Annotated in this window: 17 protein-coding genes; 3 read left to right on the top strand and 14 right to left on the bottom strand. The window is 50.9% G+C overall.

Translation table 11 applies throughout. The features are described from left to right. Positions 1-6 precede the first annotated feature (6 nt). Complete coding sequence (locus ELY33_RS05610) at positions 7-1,248, bottom strand: lipoprotein-releasing ABC transporter permease subunit (RefSeq protein ID WP_126945184.1); 1,242 nt, start codon at positions 1,246-1,248, stop codon at positions 7-9. Between the two features lie 237 nt (positions 1,249-1,485). On the opposite strand from ELY33_RS05610, the gene ELY33_RS05605 reads away from it, so the two are divergent. Together ELY33_RS05605 and ELY33_RS05600 are read left to right on the top strand one after the other, a co-directional pair. Then, complete coding sequence (locus tag ELY33_RS05605) at positions 1,486-2,556, top strand: agmatine deiminase family protein (protein ID WP_126945181.1); 1,071 nt, start codon at positions 1,486-1,488, stop codon at positions 2,554-2,556. 41 nt (positions 2,557-2,597) lie between these two features. Further along, positions 2,598-3,500 (top strand): carbon-nitrogen hydrolase, encoded by a 903-nt coding sequence (locus tag ELY33_RS05600; RefSeq protein ID WP_126945178.1) that lies wholly within the window; start codon positions 2,598-2,600, stop codon positions 3,498-3,500. A gap of 88 nt (positions 3,501-3,588) precedes the next feature. Here ELY33_RS05600 and ELY33_RS05595 read toward each other — a convergent pair whose 3' ends face one another. The 3 genes from ELY33_RS05595 to secA form a co-directional block, all read right to left on the bottom strand. Beyond that, positions 3,589-4,536: a Nudix family hydrolase gene (locus ELY33_RS05595; RefSeq protein WP_126945175.1), complete on the bottom strand. Its 948-nt coding sequence runs from the start codon at positions 4,534-4,536 to the stop codon at positions 3,589-3,591. 112 nt (positions 4,537-4,648) lie between these two features. Next, a complete protein-coding gene (gene argJ, locus ELY33_RS05590) occupies positions 4,649-5,878 on the bottom strand; it encodes a bifunctional glutamate N-acetyltransferase/amino-acid acetyltransferase ArgJ (protein WP_126945172.1) in 1,230 nt (409 codons plus the stop codon). Positions 5,879-5,914: 36 nt separating this feature from the next. Continuing rightward, positions 5,915-8,647: a preprotein translocase subunit SecA gene (secA, locus tag ELY33_RS05585; RefSeq protein ID WP_126945169.1), complete on the bottom strand. Its 2,733-nt coding sequence runs from the start codon at positions 8,645-8,647 to the stop codon at positions 5,915-5,917. Positions 8,648-9,195: 548 nt separating this feature from the next. On the opposite strand from secA, the gene ELY33_RS05575 reads away from it, so the two are divergent. Further along, positions 9,196-9,669, top strand: a complete 474-nt coding sequence (locus ELY33_RS05575) for a DUF721 domain-containing protein (protein ID WP_126945162.1) — start codon at positions 9,196-9,198, stop codon at positions 9,667-9,669. Between the two features lie 177 nt (positions 9,670-9,846). Here ELY33_RS05575 and lpxC read toward each other — a convergent pair whose 3' ends face one another. From lpxC to mraY, 10 genes are all read right to left on the bottom strand, one after another. Beyond that, entirely contained in the window at positions 9,847-10,758 is a 912-nt protein-coding gene (lpxC, locus tag ELY33_RS05570) for a UDP-3-O-acyl-N-acetylglucosamine deacetylase (RefSeq protein ID WP_126945484.1), read from the bottom strand. A 160-nt stretch (positions 10,759-10,918) separates the two neighbouring features. Continuing rightward, positions 10,919-12,097, bottom strand: coding sequence for a cell division protein FtsZ (gene ftsZ / locus ELY33_RS05565; protein ID WP_126945159.1), 1,179 nt, complete (start codon positions 12,095-12,097; stop codon positions 10,919-10,921). Between the two features lie 34 nt (positions 12,098-12,131). Further along, positions 12,132-13,421, bottom strand: coding sequence for a cell division protein FtsA (gene ftsA, locus ELY33_RS05560; protein ID WP_126945156.1), 1,290 nt, complete (start codon positions 13,419-13,421; stop codon positions 12,132-12,134). Between the two features lie 316 nt (positions 13,422-13,737). Next, complete coding sequence (locus tag ELY33_RS05555; protein WP_126945153.1) at positions 13,738-14,451, bottom strand: cell division protein FtsQ/DivIB; 714 nt, start codon at positions 14,449-14,451, stop codon at positions 13,738-13,740. Then, positions 14,448-15,389: a D-alanine--D-alanine ligase gene (locus tag ELY33_RS05550; RefSeq protein WP_126945150.1), complete on the bottom strand. Its 942-nt coding sequence runs from the start codon at positions 15,387-15,389 to the stop codon at positions 14,448-14,450. The genes ELY33_RS05555 and ELY33_RS05550 overlap by 4 nt, the downstream gene beginning before the upstream one ends. Continuing rightward, a complete protein-coding gene (gene murC / locus ELY33_RS05545; RefSeq protein ID WP_126945480.1) occupies positions 15,386-16,798 on the bottom strand; it encodes a UDP-N-acetylmuramate--L-alanine ligase in 1,413 nt (470 codons plus the stop codon). Before murC ends, ELY33_RS05550 begins: the two co-directional genes overlap by 4 nt. Positions 16,799-16,851: 53 nt before the next feature. Then, a complete protein-coding gene (gene murG / locus ELY33_RS05540) occupies positions 16,852-17,949 on the bottom strand; it encodes an undecaprenyldiphospho-muramoylpentapeptide beta-N-acetylglucosaminyltransferase (protein WP_126945147.1) in 1,098 nt (365 codons plus the stop codon). Between the two features lie 18 nt (positions 17,950-17,967). Continuing rightward, positions 17,968-19,149 (bottom strand): putative lipid II flippase FtsW, encoded by a 1,182-nt coding sequence (gene ftsW, locus ELY33_RS05535; protein ID WP_126945143.1) that lies wholly within the window; start codon positions 19,147-19,149, stop codon positions 17,968-17,970. After that, entirely contained in the window at positions 19,146-20,540 is a 1,395-nt protein-coding gene (gene murD / locus ELY33_RS05530; RefSeq protein WP_126945140.1) for a UDP-N-acetylmuramoyl-L-alanine--D-glutamate ligase, read from the bottom strand. Before murD ends, ftsW begins: the two co-directional genes overlap by 4 nt. 59 nt (positions 20,541-20,599) lie before the next feature. Then, entirely contained in the window at positions 20,600-21,682 is a 1,083-nt protein-coding gene (gene mraY / locus ELY33_RS05525) for a phospho-N-acetylmuramoyl-pentapeptide-transferase (protein ID WP_126945137.1), read from the bottom strand. Positions 21,683-21,690 lie beyond the last annotated feature (8 nt).

The raw sequence follows: 21,690 nt of genomic DNA, 5'->3' as shown, positions 1-21,690 counted from the left end.
GCATCCTTATTCATAACGCAGTACGTCGGCAGGCTGAACCCGAGCGGCCCGCCAAGCGGGATAAAGCGTCGAGAGGAAGGTCAGACCGAAGGCCGCGATGACAATATCGCGCACATCGCCCCACTGCAGCTGAGAAGGTAGATCACTAATAAAGTAAACACCGGCATCTAAGAACTGAATACCAAACGTCGTTTCAAACCAGCTGATTACATCTGAGATGGTGAGCGCTAAGAGAACGCCCGCCGCAACGCCAATCGCAATACCAATAAGGCCAATGGTTAGCCCTTGAACAATAAAAATTCCCATAATCGAGCGCGGGGTAGCGCCTATGGTTCGTAAAATGGCTATATCCGCTCGCTTATCGGTCACCACCATCACTAACGTAGAAACGATGTTAAACGCAGCAACAGCAATAATGACGGTAAGCAGCAATGCAATCATGCGCTTTTCCATCTGAATCGCTTGAAAGAGGCTGCCGTGGGAAGCAGTCCAATCCGTGCCCCGGTAGCCTAAGCCCAGTTCGTTGACAATCGCCTGAGTTTCACTGCCAGCTACAAACAGGTCATCCAGTTCCAGCCGCAAGCCGCCCACTGCATCGCCGAGGCGCGCTAAGGTTTGCATGTCTTCAATATTGGCGTAAGCCAGATTGGCGTCTAAATCAGCGCCGACACTAAAAATACCGCTGACCGTAAACCGTTTTAGCCTTGGGAAAACCCCAGCGGGCGTAATTGACGCCTCCGGAACAAGTAGTGTGACGCGGTCACCCACCCCCACGCCCAAGCGACGAGCCAGCATAGATCCTAGAACCACATTCCACTCACCAGGTACTAGATCGGAAAGCTGGCCTTCGCGCATGTGTTCACCAATAATCGACACCTGATCTTCCCACTCCGGATGGATGCCATTCACCATGGCGCCTTGATTTCTTCCGCCCGCTGAAAACATACCCTGCTGTTCAACATAAGGCGCCGCACCAATCACTCGCTCCCGATCAACGAGCTGTTCTGCTAACGCTTGCCACTCAACCAACCCTTCTTGGGATTCAATTTTAGTGTGAGGCACCATCCCCAAGATGCGGGTGCGAAGCTCATGATCAAAACCATTCATCACCGACAGCACTAGGATTAGCACTGCCACGCCAAGCATTAACCCCAACATTGAAGTTAGCGAAATAAACGAAATAAAGTGGTTCCGGCGTTTAGCGCGCACGTAGCGCAGCCCCACCAGAAAAGGCAAACGATCAAGCATGGCATTCTTCCTTAGTAATAAGCGTCCATGGTACGGTTTTTTTAGCATGGGTGCATGTAACAACGCTGCGTTAGAGTAACAAGCCTGCTCACCGTTCCCTCAAACACAGTAACGCTTGCATGTTGGTAAACAAGCCCCTAAATTGCGCCCATTCTCATTGTCTTTAAGACAGGTTTTTAGGGCAGGTCATTAAGACAGGTCTTTAAGGCACGTTTTTTTCGACTATTAAGGGCATCAGTGACGTTGGCTAATAAAACTTACCGCTTATTGCCCGAGTGGCACCCCCAGGACGGCTTGCAACTGACCTGGCCCCGCCCGGACGGCGACTGGGCATCACTACTATCGCGTATTGAGGCAACGCTTGAACGTATCGTGATAGCAACAACGCGCTATCAGCGCGTGTTGATCAGCGTTTTTGATGAAACCACCCAACGCCGTTTGGCAGCGACGTTTGAGGCCTATGGCATTCCCCAACAACAGTTAGTTCTTGTTATCGCTCCTACGGATGACACCTGGGCCAGAGATCATGGGCCTATTACCGTGGTGGATGAAACGCAGCAGCCACTCATGCTGGATTACACGTTTACCGGCTGGGGAGGCAAGTATCCCGCCGACCATGACAATCGGCTTACCCAGTGGCTGGCCAATGCCGGGGTGTGGGCCTGTCCCATTGCCTCGCGGAGCATGGTGCTAGAAGGCGGTGCTATTGAAACTGACGGAGAAGGCACGCTGCTAACTACCGAAGCCTGCCTGTTAAACCCAAACCGCAACCCGACACTTTCACGTACAGATGTTGAAGCTCGGTTAGCGGCAGATTTTGGTGTCGACCGAATTCTTTGGCTCGCGAACGGGCATCTTGAGGGTGACGATACCGACAGCCATGTTGATACGCTCGCACGCTTTTGCAACGCTTCTACCATTGCTTATGTCCGCTGTGATGACCCGACCGACCCACATTACTCTGCATTAAAAGCGATGGAGCAAGAGCTAATCGCATTTCGTCAGCGCGACGGCAACCCTTATCACTTAATTGCTTTGCCGTGGCCAAAAGCCTGCTTTGATCCGGAAGATGGCCATCGCCTCCCTGCCACTTACGCTAATTTTTTGATTATCAATCATGCAGTGCTGGTACCGACTTACGGCGACCCCGCCGATATCGTCGCACTGCAAGCGCTGAGTGTCGCCTTCCCAGAACACACGCTAATTCCAATCGAGTGTGTTAGCGTCATTCGCCAGCATGGCAGCCTGCACTGTTTAACCATGCAGCTACCGAACGGCACCCTTGCCCCTGCGCTTAGTCAATCCTGAGCTTAGTCAATCCTAAGCATAGCCAATCCTAAGGAGCGATCATGTCTAACAGCTTAACCGTCGGTGTTGTTCAACAACCTGCGTGGCCAGACAAAGCACGCAGCATTGCTGCCAGCGAAGCTGGCATTCGCGCTGCCGTTAGCCAAGGGGCACAATTAGTGTTGCTTCAGGAGCTGCATGCCACTCACTACTTCTGCCAGTACGAAGACCCTGCCCTGTTTGACTTGGCTGAACCGCTAGACGGCCCAACTGGCCAACACTTAGCAGAACTTGCTAAAGAATTAGACATTGTGCTGGTAGGGTCGCTGTTTGAGAAGCGTGCCGCAGGGCTTTACCACAACACAGCTGTTGTTTATGACCGTGCAAAAGGGCGTGTGGGACAGTATCGAAAAATGCACATCCCGGATGATCCGGCCTTTTACGAAAAGTTTTACTTTACCCCAGGCGATGCCGATGACTCACGCAAACAAGGGTTCACCCCCATTGACACCTCTGTTGGGCGACTAGGCGTCCTGGTTTGCTGGGATCAATGGTACCCAGAAGCGGCTCGCTTAATGGCACTCAGTGGAGCGGAACTACTTCTCTATCCCACGGCTATCGGCTGGGATCCAAACGATGATGACGCTGAAAAAAACCGTCAGAAAGATGCTTGGACAATTATACAGCGCTCCCATGGCGTCGCTAACGGGCTGCCTGTAGTGGTTGCAAACCGTGTCGGCTTTGAACCTGACCACTCCAACGTTGGCGACGGCATTGCGTTTTGGGGGGGAAGCTTTGTGTGCGGCCCTCAGGGGGAACTGCTAGCGCATGCAGGAGAAGATACTCAGCAACTGGTAGTTAGCATTGATATGGCGCGTAGCGAGAGCACGCGGCAAATCTGGCCTTATTTACGTGATCGGCGTATTGATGCTTACGGTGATTTAACACGTCGCTATCGCGATTGATAACAAATGAGATTGGTGAACAAACAAAGCGCCTGCTCCCATCAGGAGCAGGCGCGGCGTTTAAAGCACTAACATGTGATTATTGGCTTTATTTCCAAAAATCACGAATAGAGGCTATTCCCTGGGCGCCAACAGCGCGTGCGTGGCTAGCATCAAAACGTGTCATACCACCTAACGCAAATACTGGCATGCCAGCACGTTCCACTAGTTGCTGAAAGTCATGCCATCCCAACGGTGCTACCTCTGGATGAGAAGGCGTGGTACGCAACGGCGACAGCGTCACAAAATCGCAACCTAAAACCGCTGCCTGGGAAAGCTGCTTTTGATCATGAGTCGACGCCGAGAGCCATTTATTTTCAGCGATCGGACGCCGCTCAAGGTCCATTAACCGTGCGCTCGTTAAATGAATGCCATCAGCATCAATAGCGTCAAGCAACGCAGGCTCTCCGTTCAGCAACAGCTTGGCTTCATACTGACGGCAAAGTCGCAGGGCACGCTCAGCGCGGGCAATGTAAGCTGCTTCATCAAGATTTTTCGCCCGCAGCTGTACTAGCCTTACATTGTCTTCATGCAACGCTCTCTCTAACAAGCTATCGAAGCGTGCTTCATCAGTTTCTTCGCCGGTTATCAAATAGTCTGTGGGCAACATCACTGCACGCAAAATAGGCAGGTTAGCAGCAGGAAAAGGATAATTTGCCAGCTCTTCCATGGGCACCCAGCGCACGGCCTGCCCCTCGCGACCAAAGGGCTCGCCTGCAAACTCTTGTACTTGCCAAACATCCAGTAGGATGTGTTTATCAGGATACTCATGATGTACGCGGATAAGTGGCCGGGCACGTACAATCTCGACGCCTAGCTCTTCGTGAAGCTCGCGTTTGAGACCTTCCAGCCCTGTTTCATAAGGCGCCAACTTGCCACCGGGAAACTCCCAAAGGCCGCCTTGATCGACATTAGAAGGCCGACGCGCAATCAGGACCCGCTTTTGATCGGCGCTGATCATTGCAGCCGCCGCGACATGAACTCGTCGTTTTACCATTACACTCATTACGTCTTTACCCACTTTTTACGCGCCGCCCTAATCAAAGGCGACGCTATCTTGCTGCATTTGCACGTCACTGCAACTGTTTTCAGCTACTTTTCAGTGCTCTTCAGCTACGGTAATCCGCGTTGATAGTCACATAGTCGTGAGATAGATCCGAGGTCCACACAGTGGCACTCTCTTCCCCACGACCCAAATTAATGCGAATGATGATTTCGTCTTGCGCCATAACAGCACTACCCGCCGCCTCTGTATAACTATCGGCGCGGCCGCCATTTTCAACCAAACGAACGTCACCCAAATCAATGACAACTTGATCGACATCGAAGGCCTCAACCGGCGCTCGCCCAACGGCAGCTAAGATACGACCCCAGTTAGCATCAGAAGCGTAGAGCGCAGTCTTCACCAACGGCGAGTGAGCAACGGTAAAGGCAACATCCAGTGCTTCCTGACGAGTAGTCGCTTGATTCACCTGAAGCGTCACAAACTTAGTTGCCCCTTCGCCATCGCGAATAATCGCTTGAGCAAGCTCAGTCATAACGCGCTGCAGCGCATTACGGAAGGTTGCCACCTGCTCTTCGCTTTCAATACGAACACCCGTGCCTGTCGCCGCCAGCATGCACGCGTCATTGGTTGAGGTATCGCTATCGACTGTGATGCAGTTAAATGAGCGATCCACCGTTTCACGTAACAAACTTACTAACAACGACTGCTCAATCGCTGCATCGGTCACTACAAACCCCAACATGGTCGCCATATTGGGTTTAATCATGCCGGAACCCTTGGTAATACCGTTAATCGTAACCTGCTGATCACCAATTGAAACGGTTACTGTTGCACCTTTGGCTCGGGTATCCGTCGTTAGAATTCCTTCGCCTGCCTGCTGCCAGGCGAGACTGGTATCCGTCAGAGAGCCCAGTGCACTCGGTATACCTGCAAGCAAGCGCGCCATAGGGAGCGGCTCGCCGATCACACCAGTTGAAAAGGGTAATATCTGGCTTTTATCAATGCCCATTTGCTCAGCGAGCGCTTCACAGCTGGCATAAGCATCCTGCAAACCTGATGCGCCGGTTCCTGCATTGGCGTTGCCAGTATTAACCAGCCAGTAGCGAGGCACTCGTGCAGCGCTTGCACACTCCTCAAGGTGCGCTTTCGCCACGATTACTGGGGCGGCACAAAACGCATTCCGAGTAAAAACCCCCGCTACCGTGGCAGTGTCTGGCAGCTCAATCACCACAACATCACGGCGATCCGGCTTTTTAATACCCGCCATAGCACTGCCAAGGCGCACCCCGTTAAGGGGTGGCAATTCCGGAAAAGGAAGATTTCCCACCGCCATGTTTTTCTCCTTTGCACTCGATTTCGCCACGCGTAATTAGCTTAGTTTTCCGCAGCACTGCTTATATTTTTTACCCGACCCACATGAGCACGGATCATTGCGCCCTACTTTTGGCCCTTCACGACGCAGCGGGCGACCGTCAGCACCCGGCGCTTCTTGTGAAACGCCTTTCTGCTGAGCATTAGGATCATCGTGGCGACTTGCCGCCGTTGCGTGTTCACGCACTGACTCTTCACGGCGCTTCTGCTCTAGGGCATCAACCTCTTCAGGCTGACGAACCTGCACATGGCTTAAAATACGCGTAACGTCCGCCTTGATATTCGTTAACAAATGCTGAAATAACTCGAAGGATTCGCGCTTGTACTCTTGCTTAGGATTCTTCTGAGCATAGCCCCGTAAATGAATACCCCGGCGCAAATGATCCATCGACTGAAGATGCTCTTTCCAGCGGGTATCTAACACTTGCAGCATTACCTGTTTTTCAAAACGGCGAATCAACTCAACTCCAGCAGCCTCAATTTTGGCTTGATACGCGTCACGGTGCATCGCTTGCAAACGCTCACGCAGCTTCTCTTCACTAAAGCGCTCATCTTCTGCTGCCCACTGTGTGACAGGAGCATCAAGATTGAATTCAGACTTAAGATGCGCTTCTAACCCAGGCAGATCCCATTGCTCAGCAAGGCTCTGAGGCGGCACAAAATCGCTAATGGCCTCTTCCATAACCTCTTCACGAATACCAATAACGGCATCGGAAACCTCATCAGCGGAAAGAATCTCATTGCGCTGTTCATAGATAACACGGCGCTGATCGTTGGCGACATCATCGTATTCCAACAATTGCTTACGGATGTCAAAGTTACGCCCCTCTACTTTTTTCTGGGCGCGCTCGACAGCGTTAGACACCATCTTGTGCTCTATCGCTTCGCCACGCTCTAACCCGAGTGCCAACATTAGGCGTTTCACTCGATCAGAGCCGAACAGGCGCATCAGGCTATCTTCTAATGAGAGGAAGAAACGAGTAGAACCTGGGTCGCCTTGCCGACCCGCCCGTCCACGCAGCTGGTTATCTATACGGCGCGACTCATGGCGCTCAGAACCAACAACGTGCAAACCACCCGCTTCTAAAACTCCATCATGGCGCTTTTGCCACTCCGCTTTTAGAGCATCTATCTGTTCTTGACTGGGATTTTGCAGCTTAGCCACTTCGGCCTCCCAGTTACCCCCAAGAACAATATCGGTACCACGCCCTGCCATATTCGTAGCGATAGTAATAGCGCCAGGACGACCCGCTTGCGCGATGATTTCAGCTTCGCTCTGGTGCTGTTTAGCATTCAGCACATTAAACGCAAGGCCAGCCTCACGCATAAGTCGAGCGAGGTACTCTGAAGTCTCAATCGACGCGGTACCAACGAGAACAGGGCGGCCCGCTTCGGTTTCGGCTTTCACATCTTTAATAATTGCTTCGTATTTTTCTTCCGCGCTAAGGTAAACCAAATCATTCAGGTCTTTACGCGAAAGGGGACGGTTTGTGGGAATAACGACCACGTCAAGGCCATAAATTTGCCTGAATTCGAAGGCTTCGGTATCGGCAGTACCGGTCATCCCGGCAAGCTTTTCATATAAACGGAAGTAGTTCTGGAAAGTAGTCGATGCCAGTGTTTGGCTCTCTCGCTGAACCGTCACTCCCTCTTTCGCTTCAACCGCTTGGTGCAAACCTTCTGACCAACGGCGCCCTGGCATGGAACGCCCAGTATGCTCATCGACTATAACCACCTGCCCCTCAGACACGATGTAATCAACGTCTAAGTGATAAAGGTGCCGTGCGCGCAGCGCGGAATGCATATGCTGAAGCAAGTTTAGGTTTTGTGCGGCATAGAGTGATTCATCGTCACCCAATAATCCTTCAGCACGCATTAGCTCTTCAACTTTATTATGCCCCTGTTCGGTAAGCTCTACCTGCTTTTGCTTTTCATCGAGCAGGAAATCTCCCGTCACTGGTGCATCACTGTCTTCAGAGGCTTCGCCTTGCTCTAACTGCTGAGCTAGGCGGTTCACAATGCCATACAAATCCGTGTTTTCATCCACTGCGCCCGAGATAATTAACGGCGTACGGGCCTCATCAATTAAAATGGAGTCGACCTCATCAACGATGGCGTAATACAGGCCACGCTGTACTTTATCCTCAAGTGAGAATGCCATGTTGTCGCGCAGATAATCGAAACCGAACTCATTGTTAGTGCCGTAAGTGATGTCGCACTGATAAGCATGACGCTTCTCTTCGCCGGTTTGGCCAGCAAAAATGACACCCACCGATAACCCAAGGAATTCATATAAAGGCCGCATCCATTCAGCATCGCGGCGAGCAAGATAGTCGTTCACGGTGACAACATGGACGCCTTTGCTTGGCAGCGCATTTAAATATACTGCAAGCGTTGCCACCAGGGTTTTACCCTCCCCGGTTTTCATTTCCGCAATACGGCCACGATGCAACGTCATACCACCGACCATCTGGACGTCAAAGTGGCGCATATGCATTACCCGCTTACTGGCCTCGCGCACGACAGCAAATGCTTCAGGTAATAAATTATCAACTGAAGCACCTTCTTCTAACTTTTGACGCAACAGCCCTGTTTTTGCCTGCAAATCAGCATCACTTAACTCTTCAAGCGCTTGCTCCAACACATTAATACCGAGCACGCTTTTTTGCATGCGCTTAACGTCGCGATCATTTTTAGAGCCAACGACTTTACGTAACAAATTATTAATCATGAAAGTTCCAAATCTTCACGAGCGCCCCACTCAGGTACGCCCTTTTATATAAGGCAAGTAAAGCTAAATTTAATAAACAGACGGCTGAACTGGCGGGCCCCGAGGAATCAGAACATCAATAGCGGCAACCAAACGATATGGAATATGAAAAAAGCAGCAGGAGCAATGCAAGATAGCAGGATACACGCGTACCTGTTTTCGCACCCAGTGGCGCAGCGCGCAGCGCTTCTTAGCGATCCATTGTGATTGGGCACGCAGCATCGCTGGCATCCAAAAACAGATAATTACGCCGCGCTCACCACTACGAAATGCATCTGAGGGATGTAAACTAGCAGGTAATAAACAGCTCACTAAGAGGCCTGCCAGCCACCAACGCGCTAAGCCGTGTCGGCGTTGCCGCCGCGGCGAAGCAGACAAAACATCTGGCGTTGATGACATGCTGTGGACAGGCTCCTGAGCGTGTTAGGCTCTATCAATTAAAAGACACTATTAGACGTTGTAACAACCGTTGGCGTATCGCAGCCAGCAACGTTCCAGGAATCAAGTTGATGAGTATAAAGGTTAAGCGATCCCGCGCACAGCCCATTACCCAACTGCTGACCAAGTCTGGCAGCGCGGGACAGCTTATGCGGCAGTCCCGCTTAATCGATCAGGCTCAACGTCACTTACGCGTCCATCTTCCCGAAGCAATGCGGGAACATATTTTCGTCGGGGGCTTTCGAGATGGACGATTGACGCTAATAAGCGGCCAGGCAAGTTGGCTAACGTGGTTACGCTACGAACAGCCACGGCTTCTTGTCCTACTGCACCAGCTGCCAGGATTTGAAAGCGTGACTGGCTTTACCCTTAAAGTTCGTCCTGTGCGGCCGATTGAAATTCCAAAGCGTTACACCCGCATCCTCTCTGAAAATGCCGGGAAAACACTAGCTGAGTGCGCAAAAGATACCGACAACCCTTCCCTTAAAAGCGCCTTGGAGCGCCTGGCAGCTCACGCAATCAATCATTCAGATGGTAACGGGTGATTAAGACGTCAAGGCCAGCGTCAGAACGTAAAAAGCACCGCCATGGCGGTGCTTTTTACATTACTTACTGTTTTACATTACTTACTGTTGAAGTCGCGCTGGCCATAAGTTTCACAGGTGCACGAACCATACCATTGAATAGCCCGTACCATTAAATAACCTTTGACAATGAACGGCTTATGCCATTGCAGGTGCAGAGTAAGAGATTGGCGCAACGGCTTTATCTTCTTCAAATGTAACAATTTCATAGGCATCAGGTTGCGCCAATAACTCACGACACAACTGATTGTTGAGCGAATGGCCTGATTTAACACCTTGGAACTCGCCAATCAAACTGTGACCGAGTTGGTACAAATCACCTATAGCATCTAACACTTTATGCTTAACGAACTCATCGTCGTAACGCAAACCACCTTCATTCACGATGCGATAATCATCCACGACAATGGCGTTATCTAAGCTGCCACCAAGCGCGAGATTATTAGAGCGTAAAAATTCCAAATCCCGCATGAATCCGAAAGTACGTGCACGAGAAACCTCTTTAACGAACGACGTCGTTGAAAAATCGATCAACGCGGTTTGTTTTTGCTGCTCAAATACGGGGTGATCAAAGTCAATCGCAAAAGAGACTTTAAACCCTTGATGCGGCAAAAAGACGGCTTCTTTATCACCATCACTAACGGCGACACGGCGCTTAATTCGAATAAATTTCTTAGGCGCATCTTGCTCTAAGATACCTGCCGACTGAATCAGGAACACAAACGGACTAGCACTACCGTCCATGATAGGCACTTCGGGTGCACTTACATCAACATAAGCATTATCAATGCCCAGTCCAGCAAATGCCGACATCAAGTGCTCGACCGTGGCGACTTTCACGCCCTTGTAAGAAAGTGCGGTGCATAATGTGGTGTCTTCCACCAATTCAGCACGAGCAGGCACGTGAACAACAGGCTCTAAATCGGTCCGGATAAACACGATTCCCGTATTGGCCGGCGCCGGACGCAAAGCCAAGTGGACTTTTTTGCCAGAGTGCAGACCCACTCCGGTGGCGCGAATGACGTTTTGTAGTGTGCGTTGTCTGATCATGGGCAGTGGTCGAACTCTAATGACGGCGGTCACCGGCAGAAGTGCCGACAAGTACCGCTAGGGGAAAGAAAGTTAAGAAACAGTGTTCACTTTAACAGCAAACAAGCGTTTTAACCAATAAAACTCTCGTCTGCTGTTTCAATGAGCCTGATAACGTCAGTTAATCTGCCTGGCGGCGTAAAAATGCGGGGATGTCCAAATAGTCATCTGCATCGGGTGCTCGACGCTTTTCAGGACGAGGTTTCGATGCTACCTCGGGTGCTTCTTTACGTGCTGCTGCTTGTTGACGCGTGACTGTAGGTTGTTGCAGCTTGCGGTAATCTGAGGAGGCTTCAGTAGCAGACCGACGCACAGGCTCACGCGAGGCAACTTTCCCTTTATTACCATCCAGCCCGGCAGCTACTACGGTCACACGTAGCTCATCGGACATTTCCATGTCGATTGAGGTGCCAACGACTATCGTTGCTTCTTGAGAAGCAAACTCTTGAACAGTCGCGCCCACGTCGTTGAACTCGCCAATTGACAAGTCAGGGCCAGCAGTAATATTGACCAAAATACCGCGAGCACCGTGTAAGTCAATGTCTTCAAGCAGCGGGCTACGAATGGCTTTTTCTGCCGCTTCGCGAGCACGATTCTCACCGGTAGCTCCACCGGTACCCATCATCGCCATGCCCATTTCTGACATAACGGTACGCACATCAGCGAAATCGACGTTGATGATGCCAGGGCTAGTAATCAGCTCTGCAATACCCTGAACGGCTCCTAATAACACGTCATTAGCAGCACTAAAGGCGGTTAAAAGTGTGGCGTTTTTTCCTAGTACAGAAAGCAGCTTTTCGTTTGGAATGGTGATCAGCGAATCCACATGCTCAGAAAGCTCTTTCATGCCTTCTTCAGCAGCGCGCATGCGCTTAGGCCCTTCAAAAGGAAAGGGTCGAGTTACCACAGCAACCGTGAGGATCCCCAGCTCTTTAGCGACCTGAGCAACAACGGGCGCACCGCCGGTTCCTGTACCGCCACCCATACCCGCCGTTATGAAGACCATATCAGCACCGGTTAATAACTCAGCGATGCGATCACGATCTTCCATGGCTGCTTGGCGGCCTACTTCAGGGTTGGCACCTGCTCCGAGCCCTTTAGTAATTTCGCTACCAAGCTGTAAGACTGTTTTTGCAGACACCCGTTTAAGCGCTTGAGCGTCGGTGTTGGCGCAGATAAATTCGACGCCTTCAATATTACTTTCGACCATGTGGTTAACCGCGTTGCCACCGCCGCCGCCAACACCAACCACTTTGATGACCGCACTGCTCGAGGGTGCGTTATCTACCAATTCGAACATAAGCCCCGTCTCCTGAACCGCGCTTGCGGCCCTGTCAGAAATTTCCTTTAAACCAGCCTTTGATTCTTACCAGCGCCGATTGACCTTCCTTGATATCACGCCGGGCTACTTCGTTGCGCCCTTTCTGCGCAGCAACGACTCCCCCGTGGCTTTCTAGGCCTTGCCCATGTCGCGCTTCTTGCAATGCATAATGCAGTAAACCCACACCTGTTGCATAAATTGGATTGCGTACCACATCAGCCAAACCTTTGACATTTTGCGGACAAGCAATACGAACGGGCATATGAAAAATCTCTTCTGCCAGTTCGCTAACCCCTTCCATGCGCGAGGTACCTCCTGTGAGCACAACACCAGCAGCTACCATATCTTCATAGCCACTACGGCGTAATTCGTCTCTCACCAACGTAAATAGTTCCTCGTAACGCGGCTCAACCACTTCAGCTAGTGCCTGTCGCGATAAATCGCGTGCCGGACGATCTCCTACGCTGGGAACTTTAATCATTTCATCGCTTGCAGCTAGCTGTGTAAGAGCGCAAGCGTATTTAACTTTAATTTCTTCGGCATGCTGCGTTGGCGTACGCAATGCCATCGCTATATCGTTAGTTACTTGGTCACCCGCAATCGGGATAACTGCAGTATGACGAATGGCCCCTTCACTGAAGATAGCCATATCGGTGGTACCGCCGCCGATATCCACCATACAAACGCCTAGTTCACGTTCGTCTTCTGTGAGCACCGCCATGCTAGAAGCTAGCTGCTCTAGAATGATAGCGTCAACGTCTAGGCCACAGCGCCGTACGCATTTTTCAATATTTTGAACAGCGTTCAATGCGGCTGTCACCAAGTGAACTTGTGCTTCTAATCGTACACCGGACATACCTAACGGTTCACGGATACCGCCTTGTGCATCAATTGAGAATTCTTGCGGCAATACGTGTAGCACACGCTGCCCTTCAGAAACCGCACGTGCGCGGGCAGAGTCGATGACGCGCTCAATGTCGGATGGCGTCACTTCTCGTTCTTTAATCGCCACAACACCATCTGAATTCATTGAACTGATATGGCTGCCAGCAACGCCGACATAAACAGAGTGAATTTCACAACCAGCCATTAATTCCGCTTCTTCAACAGCGCGCTGAATAGATTGCACTGTTGACTCGATATTAATGACGACACCGCGCTTCATGCCGCGTGATGGATGAGAGCCGATACCCGCTATCTCGATCCCACCATCATCGGTAGGTTGACCGACTATTGCGACGACTTTGGACGTTCCAATGTCCAGCCCGACAACCATATTGGATGCGTTGGGTGAGCCTGCCATGAGTCGGATAATCTCCTAGAAAAATTTAAAAAAAAAGTGTTAAAAACATTTGCGCCAAATTGTTAAAACGTCGATACAAATCACGCGTACTAACACTAACGCTTAACGTAACATCAAGCCAAAAGCTGACGACGGTTAAATAAAAAAGCCTATAAAAAAAGCATCAGCCATAACATAGTATAGAAACAATACCCACAATACGACTAGCGCACGCCTACGATAATCGCGATTGCGTGCAATTTAAACCCTATTCATGGCTTTTCGGTGTTGGCAACCACTTACATTTACCTTCTTCTTGCACATTGTTAGCCGCTTATTACTCAACTTTTTCTGCAAAATCACTCTCTCCATGCCAGGCAACCGCAACACCATTGGGATAACGCAAGTCAATGTAGCGAATATGATTGGCGAGCTGGGCAAGTTCACGCTGCCATGACGCAGATAGTCGGGCTAGTCGTATTTCGTGCTGACGTCTTCCTAACATTATCCAAGCACCATTATTTAACTGAAGCCGCCATGCGCCACGGGGTTCTAGGCGCAACTGGGAAAGTGACAACGACAACCCCTGGAAGTGAGGCGTTAAGCGGCGGTAATAGGTGAGCACCTCCTCTCCACTACCCGTCGGCCCAGCTAAATCGGGAAGCCCCTGAGGAACGTCTAGTGGCGCAAACGCAAACGCCTCACCTTGAGGATTAAGCAAAAAGTCATCATTCCAACGGGCCACTGGCGTTTGCTCTACCAGTTCAAAAACAAGCGCATCGGGCCACTCTCTAGAAATTCTAACTTCATTCAGCCAACCAATCCTAAGCGCACGCCGACGCAGTTCACCTAAATCTGCTGAGAGCCAAGTCGCCTCTCGAACGAGCGGTGCTAACTGAGTACGGAGATAATCAGCACTCACGTACTCCCACTCGCCGCGAATAGACACGCGCTCGATAGGCCTATCTAACCATATCCACAGCGCACGCCCACCAGCGCCGAGCAACAGCACCAGCAATATGAGCCCTAACCACGCATTACGCTTTTTCATGAGCAGCTGCGCTGAACCGCAGTATCCAAAATACGTAACACCAACTGATCAAAATCGATGCCCGCATGCGCTGCCGCCTGAGGCACTAAACTATGATCCGTCATTCCTGGCACTGTATTGACTTCAATAAGCCAAAACCTGCCCATCGCATCGCGCATAACGTCAACACGCCCCCAGCCTTCACCACCTACCGCGTCAAACGCTTTCTTGCATAGATCTGCTAAGGCTTGCTCATCAACCAATGACAGACCACTGGGAAGATGGTACTGAGTAGTATTAGCAATGTACTTCGCCTCGTAGTCATAGAAGCCTCCCGGAACTTCTACGCGAATAGCCGGCAACACATCATTATTTAGTAGTGCAACAGTGTACTCCTCACCCACGACGAAACGTTCAGCCATGACACGGGCATCATATTTCGCCGCTTCATGATAGGCAGCTTCTAACGCTTCCTGGCTTTTGACGATACTAATGCCCAGAGTGGAGCCTTCATGAACAGGCTTAACCATCATTGGCAAACCTAGTTGCGACACCACCTTCGACCAATCAGATGTCTCGTTGAGCATAATGCTTTCAGGTGTGGGCAATCCCACTGCTTGCCAAATCTGCTTCGTGCGCTGCTTGTCCATTCCTAACGCGGATGCCAACACGCCACTGCCGGTGTAGGGCAACCCTAGAAGCTCAAGCGCCCCCTGTAACATGCCATCTTCACCACCACGACCATGAAGAGCGACAAAAACAGCCGTTGGAGCAAGGCGCTCTAGCCCTACTAAGCCTTCTTCTTTTGGGTCGTAACCAATCGCATCGATACCTTGACGCTTTAAGGCGGCCAGCACCGCAGCACCGCTTTTAAGCGACACCTCGCGCTCTGCTGAGGTACCGCCGTAAACCACAACGACGCGCGCCAAAGGGTCATTTAGTGACATTGCTACACTCATAGCTCTACCTTATCCAGCGCCAACTTGGCTTGTGCGAAACGAAGCGAAATACCGCCCACATCACCAGCGCCTTGAGTAATAAAAATATCACCGGGACGCAGAAGCTTGCTCAACAGTGCAGGCAGCTCCTGCTTATGCTCAACGAACAATGGATCGACTTCTCCCCGCTGACGAATAGACCCTGCAAGGGTGCGGCCTTCAGCACCAGGGATTACTGCCTCCCCAGCGCTATATACATCCAGTAGAACGAGCGTATCTACTTGAGAGAGCACGCGAACAAAGTCCTCATAAAGATCCCGAGTGCGGCTGTAGCGATGAGGCTGGTACAACATAACCAATCTGCGCTCTGGCCAACCTGCACGTACCGCCTGAATGACCATGTCAACTTCACGTGGATGGTGCCCATAATCGTCCACCAACATGATCTCACCATCAGCATTAGGGGCGCTGAAATGGCCATGCACTTGAAAGCGGCGCCCAATACCGGCAAAACTTGCTAGCCCACGAAGAATAGCGTCGTCGCTTACCCCAGCATCCGTTGCTACAACAATAGCCGCCATCGCGTTTAGCGCATTGTGACGGCCAGGCATTGCCAGTCGAACGGCCAGTGGAGCGGCGTCCCCAGGGCGCACCGCAGTAAACGACACTTCACCGCCCTGCTGAGTAAAATTTACAATGCGGTAGTCGGCATCTTCATCAAACCCATAGGTCACAAACTGGCGTTTTACCTGATCAAGCAGCGACCGAATGTTTGCGTCGTCAATACACAAAATGGCCAGGCCATAAAATGGCAAATTATGCAGAAACTCGATGAAGGTGCTTTTTAGGCGTTCAAAGTCACCTCCATACGTTGCCATATGGTCAGCGTCTATGTTGGTTACGATTGAGACCATTGGCTGAAGATGCAGGAAAGACGCATCTGACTCATCAGCCTCAGCAACTAAATAATCCCCCTCACCCAGTCGTGCGTTAGCACCAGCACTAGTGAGTTTCCCACCAATCACAAAGGTGGGGTCTAACCCTCCTTCCGCTAGCAACGTCGCAGTTAAGCTGGTTGTGGTCGTCTTTCCGTGAGTACCGGCGACCGCAATACCGTGACGAAAGCGCATTAATTCAGCCAGCATTTCAGCGCGCCGAACCACTGGCACCCGATGCTCATGGGCCCAGCAGATTTCAGGATTTGTTGCATCAATGGCGCTGGAAACAACGACGACATCCGCTCCCGCCACATTTTCTTCAGCATGACCGATCGCAACGTCAACACCGCACTGGCGAAGGCGTTCAACGACATTCGATCCTTTCATGTCGCTACCGCTCACCCTATAGCCCTGATTAGCAAGCACTTCAGCGATTCCACACATACCTGCGCCACCGATACCAACAAAGTGCAAACGCTTAATACGGCGCATACCAGGGCCGCTTGGACGAACACCTGAATGCAACACGTTATTAATAGAATCGGTCACGCAGTTTCTCCTTGTTTAACCAGCGCTAAACATCCCCTTGTAAGCCGATCAGTTGCCTCTAAGTAGGCAGCCTGACGTGCTTTAGACGCCATATCTGACAATACGCTCGGGACTAATAGCTCTTCTAAATAGTGTGTTAATCGCGCGGGGGTAAGCTCAGATTGAGGAACGCATAGTGCCGCCCCTGCCTTTACTAGCACGTCTGCATTTACTCGCTGATGATCATCAACAGCAAATGGAAACGGCACTAGCAACGCAGGCTTTGCCGCTGCAGCAAGCTCTGCCACTGTTAACGCTCCGGCTCGGCAAACGACTAAATCTGCCCACTCATAAGCGGCAGCCATATCGTCGATAAAAGGACTAACGTCCGCCACAATTCCATGCTCTACGTAGGCTTTTGCGGTCGCCACATCACGCTCTTTACCGGCTTGGTGGCGAACATCAGGGCGACGCTCTGGAGGCAAACCCGCCAGCCCAAGCGGTAAGCGCTCATTCAACGCGACAGCTCCTAGCGAGCCACCCACCACTAATAGGCGCAGCGGACGAGCATCTAACTCAGAAGTCGTCCTGGGGTGCTCACCCACTGCAGCAATAGCTTCTCGTACCGGATTGCCAATCACTTCGGCTTTGTCACCAAAAGCTTCGGCAAACGCCGCGTAGGTGCGGGTCGCTAATTTCGAAAGCACCTTATTGGTCAGTCCAGCAATAGCATTTTGCTCATGAATCACCAATGGCACCCTAGAAAGCCACGCCGCTAACCCACCAGGGCCACTGGCAAATCCACCGAGTCCAACCACTACATGAGGATTGAAGCGACGAATTACCTTTCGAGCTTGCAGCACTGCACGAGAAAGGTTCAGCGGTGCTTTCAGCCAGCCCGCCACCCCGTTACCACGTAGACCGCTTATGTCGATGTTATGAAGTGTAATGCCTGCTTCTGGTACCAGGCGGTTCTCAATCCCTTTTGGGCTTCCCAGCCATTCAACGTCGACATGGTGACCTTTAAGCGAACGTGCTAGTGAAAGTGCCGGAATAACATGACCTCCGGTGCCTCCCGCCATAATTAAAATGCGTCGACGTGTGTTCGTCGTCACAAACAACTCCTTGAGTAGTTACGATAACCGAGGTTCATGGCGCGATTTGTAAGGTGTCGATACGCGACGCGGTCGGTGACGCGTTTCCGCATCTACGCGTAACAACAGGCCAATCATCATACCGGTGACCAATAAACTTGAACCGCCATAGCTAATAAGAGGCAATGTTAGCCCTTTTGTTGGCAGCAGGCCTGAGCTTACCGCCATGTTGATGAATGCCTGGGCTGCAATAACAAAACCTATGCCATAACTGACATAAGCACCGAACAGATGGCCTGCCAGTTCCGCACGACGACCAATCACCATCGCCCGAGTAATTAGCACTGTAAATAGCAGTACAACAATAATGGCACCAATCATGCCAAGTTCTTCGGCGATTACAGCAAAGATAAAGTCCGTATGCGCTTCCGGCAGGTAGTGAAGTTTTTGAACGCTATTACCCAACCCCGTGCCGGTCACATGCCCTCGACCAAATGCAATCAGCGCCTGAGTAAGCTGATAGCCAGTAGCGAACTGATCAGCCCATGGATCCAAGAAGCTCGTCCACCGCGCTAACCGGTAAGGCTCTATAACGACCATCATCACAGCACCAGCGGCTAATACTCCGCCACTACCAATGAGCAAGGTAAGTGACGCGCCGCTCATCATTAACATGCCAATAACACACACGGTATAAACCACCATGCCGCCAAAATCAGGCGCTAGAAAAAGCAGCCCTGCAGGAACAGCAAGCACCGCTAAAGGTCGCCACATACTTAGCGCTCTACTGCGCAGGTCAAAAGTAAAACGAGACATGAACGCAGCCATGTAAAAAATCAAACCGATTTTTCCAAGCTCGGAAACCTGCAAACTAGGTAAAGGACCGGGTAGTGAAATCCAGCGCTTACTACCGTTCACCTCTTGCCCAATCACTAGCACTAGCCCAAGCATAAAAATACTTACCAGCAAGATTAATGCTGCGTTTTGACGCCATGCTTCCATAGGAACGCACAGCATAAAAAAACAAGCCAGTACAGCTAAGAACAGAAAAATTCCATGCTGGCGAGCATAGTGATAACTATTTTCAAGCAGCCCAACCGATGCCGAACTTACCATCACCCAACCCAATCCAGCTAACGCGATAGCGGCGACGATTAACCAAACGTCAGAAGGCAAATGGCGCGTTGTCAAAGCATCATGGATACGTTGCACTCGACTCATGACCTCGCCTCTGAGTGATTATGCTGACTATACTTTTGCTCAACCCAATACCGAAAAGCATCGCCTCTCGCTTGATAATTTATAAATTGATCTAGACTTGCGCAGGCAGGTGACAACAATACGCAATCCCCGGGCTCTGCCATTTCCCAGGCTATTTCCATTGCTTGAAGTAAATCATTGGTTAACTGCACTGGAACAGACGGTGACAACGCTGCTTCAAGTCGATGCGCGTCAGCACCAAATAGCAACGCGGCTTTAGCGCATTCTGCTAATGGCGTGGCTAAAGGAGTAAAGTCAGCTCCTTTACCGACCCCACCGGCCAACAATATTATTTTCCCTTTCAGTGTCGCGCTAATGCCTTGGATCGCGGCTAGCGTTGCGCCGACGTTAGTGCCTTTTGAATCATTCACCCACATAACACCATTCATTCGAACGATGACTTCACTACGATGGGGCAACCCCTTGAAAGCAGTCAACGCCTGACACATCGGCATTTTTGCGAACCCCAAAGCGTTGCCCATTGCCAAGGCTGCTAGCGCATTTACGTAGTTATGCCGCCCCGCAATAGCAAGTCTTTGTGTGTTAAGCCAAGCAACCTCTCCATGGAGCAACATTAGCTCTCCATTAATTTCAGCTAATCCCCAGTCATTACCTGTAGGAGCAAAAGCCGAAAAGCGCTCCATATGATCAATCGCCGCTTCTGGCCAAGTGCGAGCATCATCCGCGTTAACAATAGCTGATTGCGCACCATGAAAAATACGCTGCTTGGCCCGACGGTAACCCGCCATATCACCGTGACGATCTAAATGATCTTCACAGATATTTAAGAATGCTGCCGCTTTAGCCGCCAAATGAGGCGTTGTTTCCAGTTGAAAACTTGAAAGTTCGAGGATGTAAAGCTCGGCATCGGGGCATTCGACTAATAAATCCAATGCAGGCGTACCTAAATTGCCACCCACTGCAGCCTTAACACCAGCAGCTATGGCCATCTCGCCAAGTAATGTTGTAACAGTTGATTTGGCATTAGAACCAGTAATGGCTGCAATCGGCGCTCTCGCAGCGCGAACAAACAGAGCGATCTCGCCTACCAGCATGGACTCACCCGTTACTGGGTTATGGCGCTCTAGCAAGCCTTCAAGCCCCGGCGAATAAGGGTCTACGCCAGGACTTAAAACAACTTCATAGGCATTGGTAAGATCAAGTGCTGTAAGCGGGCCACAATAAACCTCAACACCAGGATTTTCGTTTTGAAAAGCGAGTAACCCCGGAGGTTCTGCTCGCGTATCTGCCACCATAAAAAACGTGCCTTGGCGCGCCAAATGCCGACAAATAGCTTGCCCTGAGATCCCAAGGCCAATAACAACAGTAACTCCATTTGCGACTTGCACGATGACTGGCTCCTTTGTGCATCACGTTAATAACGGCGATACTGCCGCTATCACTCTGCTAATCATCGAACTTTCAGCGTAGCCAGCCCTAACAGCACAAGTACAACAGTAATAATCCAGAAACGAACAATGACTCTCGGCTCTGGCCACCCTTTCAACTCGTAGTGATGATGCAGCGGTGCCATACGGAAAATGCGCCGGCCGGTAAGCTTATAAGAGCCTACTTGAAGAATCACTGAGACCGTTTCAAGTACGAAGATACCCCCCATAATGAATAGCACGATTTCTTGACGCACAATAACAGCGACAACACCTAACGCTGCGCCAAGTGCCAACGCCCCCACATCCCCCATAAACACCTGCGCGGGGTAAGTGTTGAACCATAAGAAGCCCAAGCCAGCACCAGCAATAGTGGCACAAAAAACGGCTAATTCACCGGTGCCGTGAATAAAAGGGATATGTAAATAGTTGGCGAACACAGCATTCCCGCTCGCATAGGCAAATATAGACAAGCCCATTGCCACCAGTACGGTGGGCATGATTGCCAGACCATCAAGACCATCGGTAAGGTTGACTGCATTAGAACTGCCAACGATCACAAAATAAGTCAACACGATGTAGAAAACGCCAAGAGGCAGCGCAACATCTTTAAACATTGGGATCAGTAAGCTAGTTTCCGCTGGCGTGGCGGCCGTAAGATAAAGCACCACAGCAGCGCCAAGGCCCACTACCGACTGCCAAAAATACTTCCAACGCGCGGGTAGTCCGCGCGGGTTCTTTTCGACGACCTTACGATAATCATCGACCCAGCCAACGGCCCCAAAGCCTAATGTGACCAGCAGAACCACCCAAACATAATAGTTTGTTAAATCACCCCAAACCAAGGTACTGATAGCAATAGCTAACAAAATCATTGCCCCGCCCATGGTAGGCGTGCCGGCTTTTGACAAATGTGATTGCGGGCCATCATCTCGAATTGCTTGGCCAATCTGGCCTTCTACTAGACGACGTATCACCCAGGGACCAAGCCATAGGCATAACATAAGGGCCGTTAGCGCTGCGAGAATGACACGTAAGGTTAGGTAATTAAAAACTTGGAAAGCAGACTGATATTGGGCTAGAAAATTCGCCAGGTGAAGTAACATGAACGGCG

The organism is Vreelandella andesensis (assembly GCF_003989795.1).
Classification (GTDB): domain Bacteria; phylum Pseudomonadota; class Gammaproteobacteria; order Pseudomonadales; family Halomonadaceae; genus Vreelandella; species Vreelandella andesensis.
This window is presented reverse-complemented; position numbering and strand designations above follow the sequence as displayed.

Excerpts from the sequence above, each read along its gene's own strand:
- ELY33_RS05600 (WP_126945178.1), top strand. The coding sequence starts at position 2,598 with ATGTCTAACAGCTTAACCGTCGGTGTTGTTCAACAACCTGCGTGGCCA.
- mraY (WP_126945137.1), bottom strand. The coding sequence starts at position 21,682 with ATGTTACTTCACCTGGCGAATTTTCTAGCCCAATATCAGTCTGCTTTC.
- ELY33_RS05595 (WP_126945175.1), bottom strand. The coding sequence starts at position 4,536 with ATGGTAAAACGACGAGTTCATGTCGCGGCGGCTGCAATGATCAGCGCC.
- secA (WP_126945169.1), bottom strand. The coding sequence starts at position 8,647 with ATGATTAATAATTTGTTACGTAAAGTCGTTGGCTCTAAAAATGATCGC.
- ELY33_RS05610 (WP_126945184.1), bottom strand. The coding sequence starts at position 1,248 with ATGCTTGATCGTTTGCCTTTTCTGGTGGGGCTGCGCTACGTGCGCGCT.
- ELY33_RS05575 (WP_126945162.1), top strand. The coding sequence starts at position 9,196 with ATGAGTATAAAGGTTAAGCGATCCCGCGCACAGCCCATTACCCAACTG.
- ELY33_RS05555 (WP_126945153.1), bottom strand. The coding sequence starts at position 14,451 with ATGAAAAAGCGTAATGCGTGGTTAGGGCTCATATTGCTGGTGCTGTTG.
- ftsW (WP_126945143.1), bottom strand. The coding sequence starts at position 19,149 with ATGAGTCGAGTGCAACGTATCCATGATGCTTTGACAACGCGCCATTTG.
- ftsZ (WP_126945159.1), bottom strand. The coding sequence starts at position 12,097 with ATGTTCGAATTGGTAGATAACGCACCCTCGAGCAGTGCGGTCATCAAA.
- ELY33_RS05550 (WP_126945150.1), bottom strand. The coding sequence starts at position 15,389 with ATGAGTGTAGCAATGTCACTAAATGACCCTTTGGCGCGCGTCGTTGTG.
- lpxC (WP_126945484.1), bottom strand. The coding sequence starts at position 10,758 with ATGATCAGACAACGCACACTACAAAACGTCATTCGCGCCACCGGAGTG.
- ftsA (WP_126945156.1), bottom strand. The coding sequence starts at position 13,421 with ATGGCAGGCTCACCCAACGCATCCAATATGGTTGTCGGGCTGGACATT.
- argJ (WP_126945172.1), bottom strand. The coding sequence starts at position 5,878 with ATGGCGGTGGGAAATCTTCCTTTTCCGGAATTGCCACCCCTTAACGGG.
- murC (WP_126945480.1), bottom strand. The coding sequence starts at position 16,798 with ATGCGCCGTATTAAGCGTTTGCACTTTGTTGGTATCGGTGGCGCAGGT.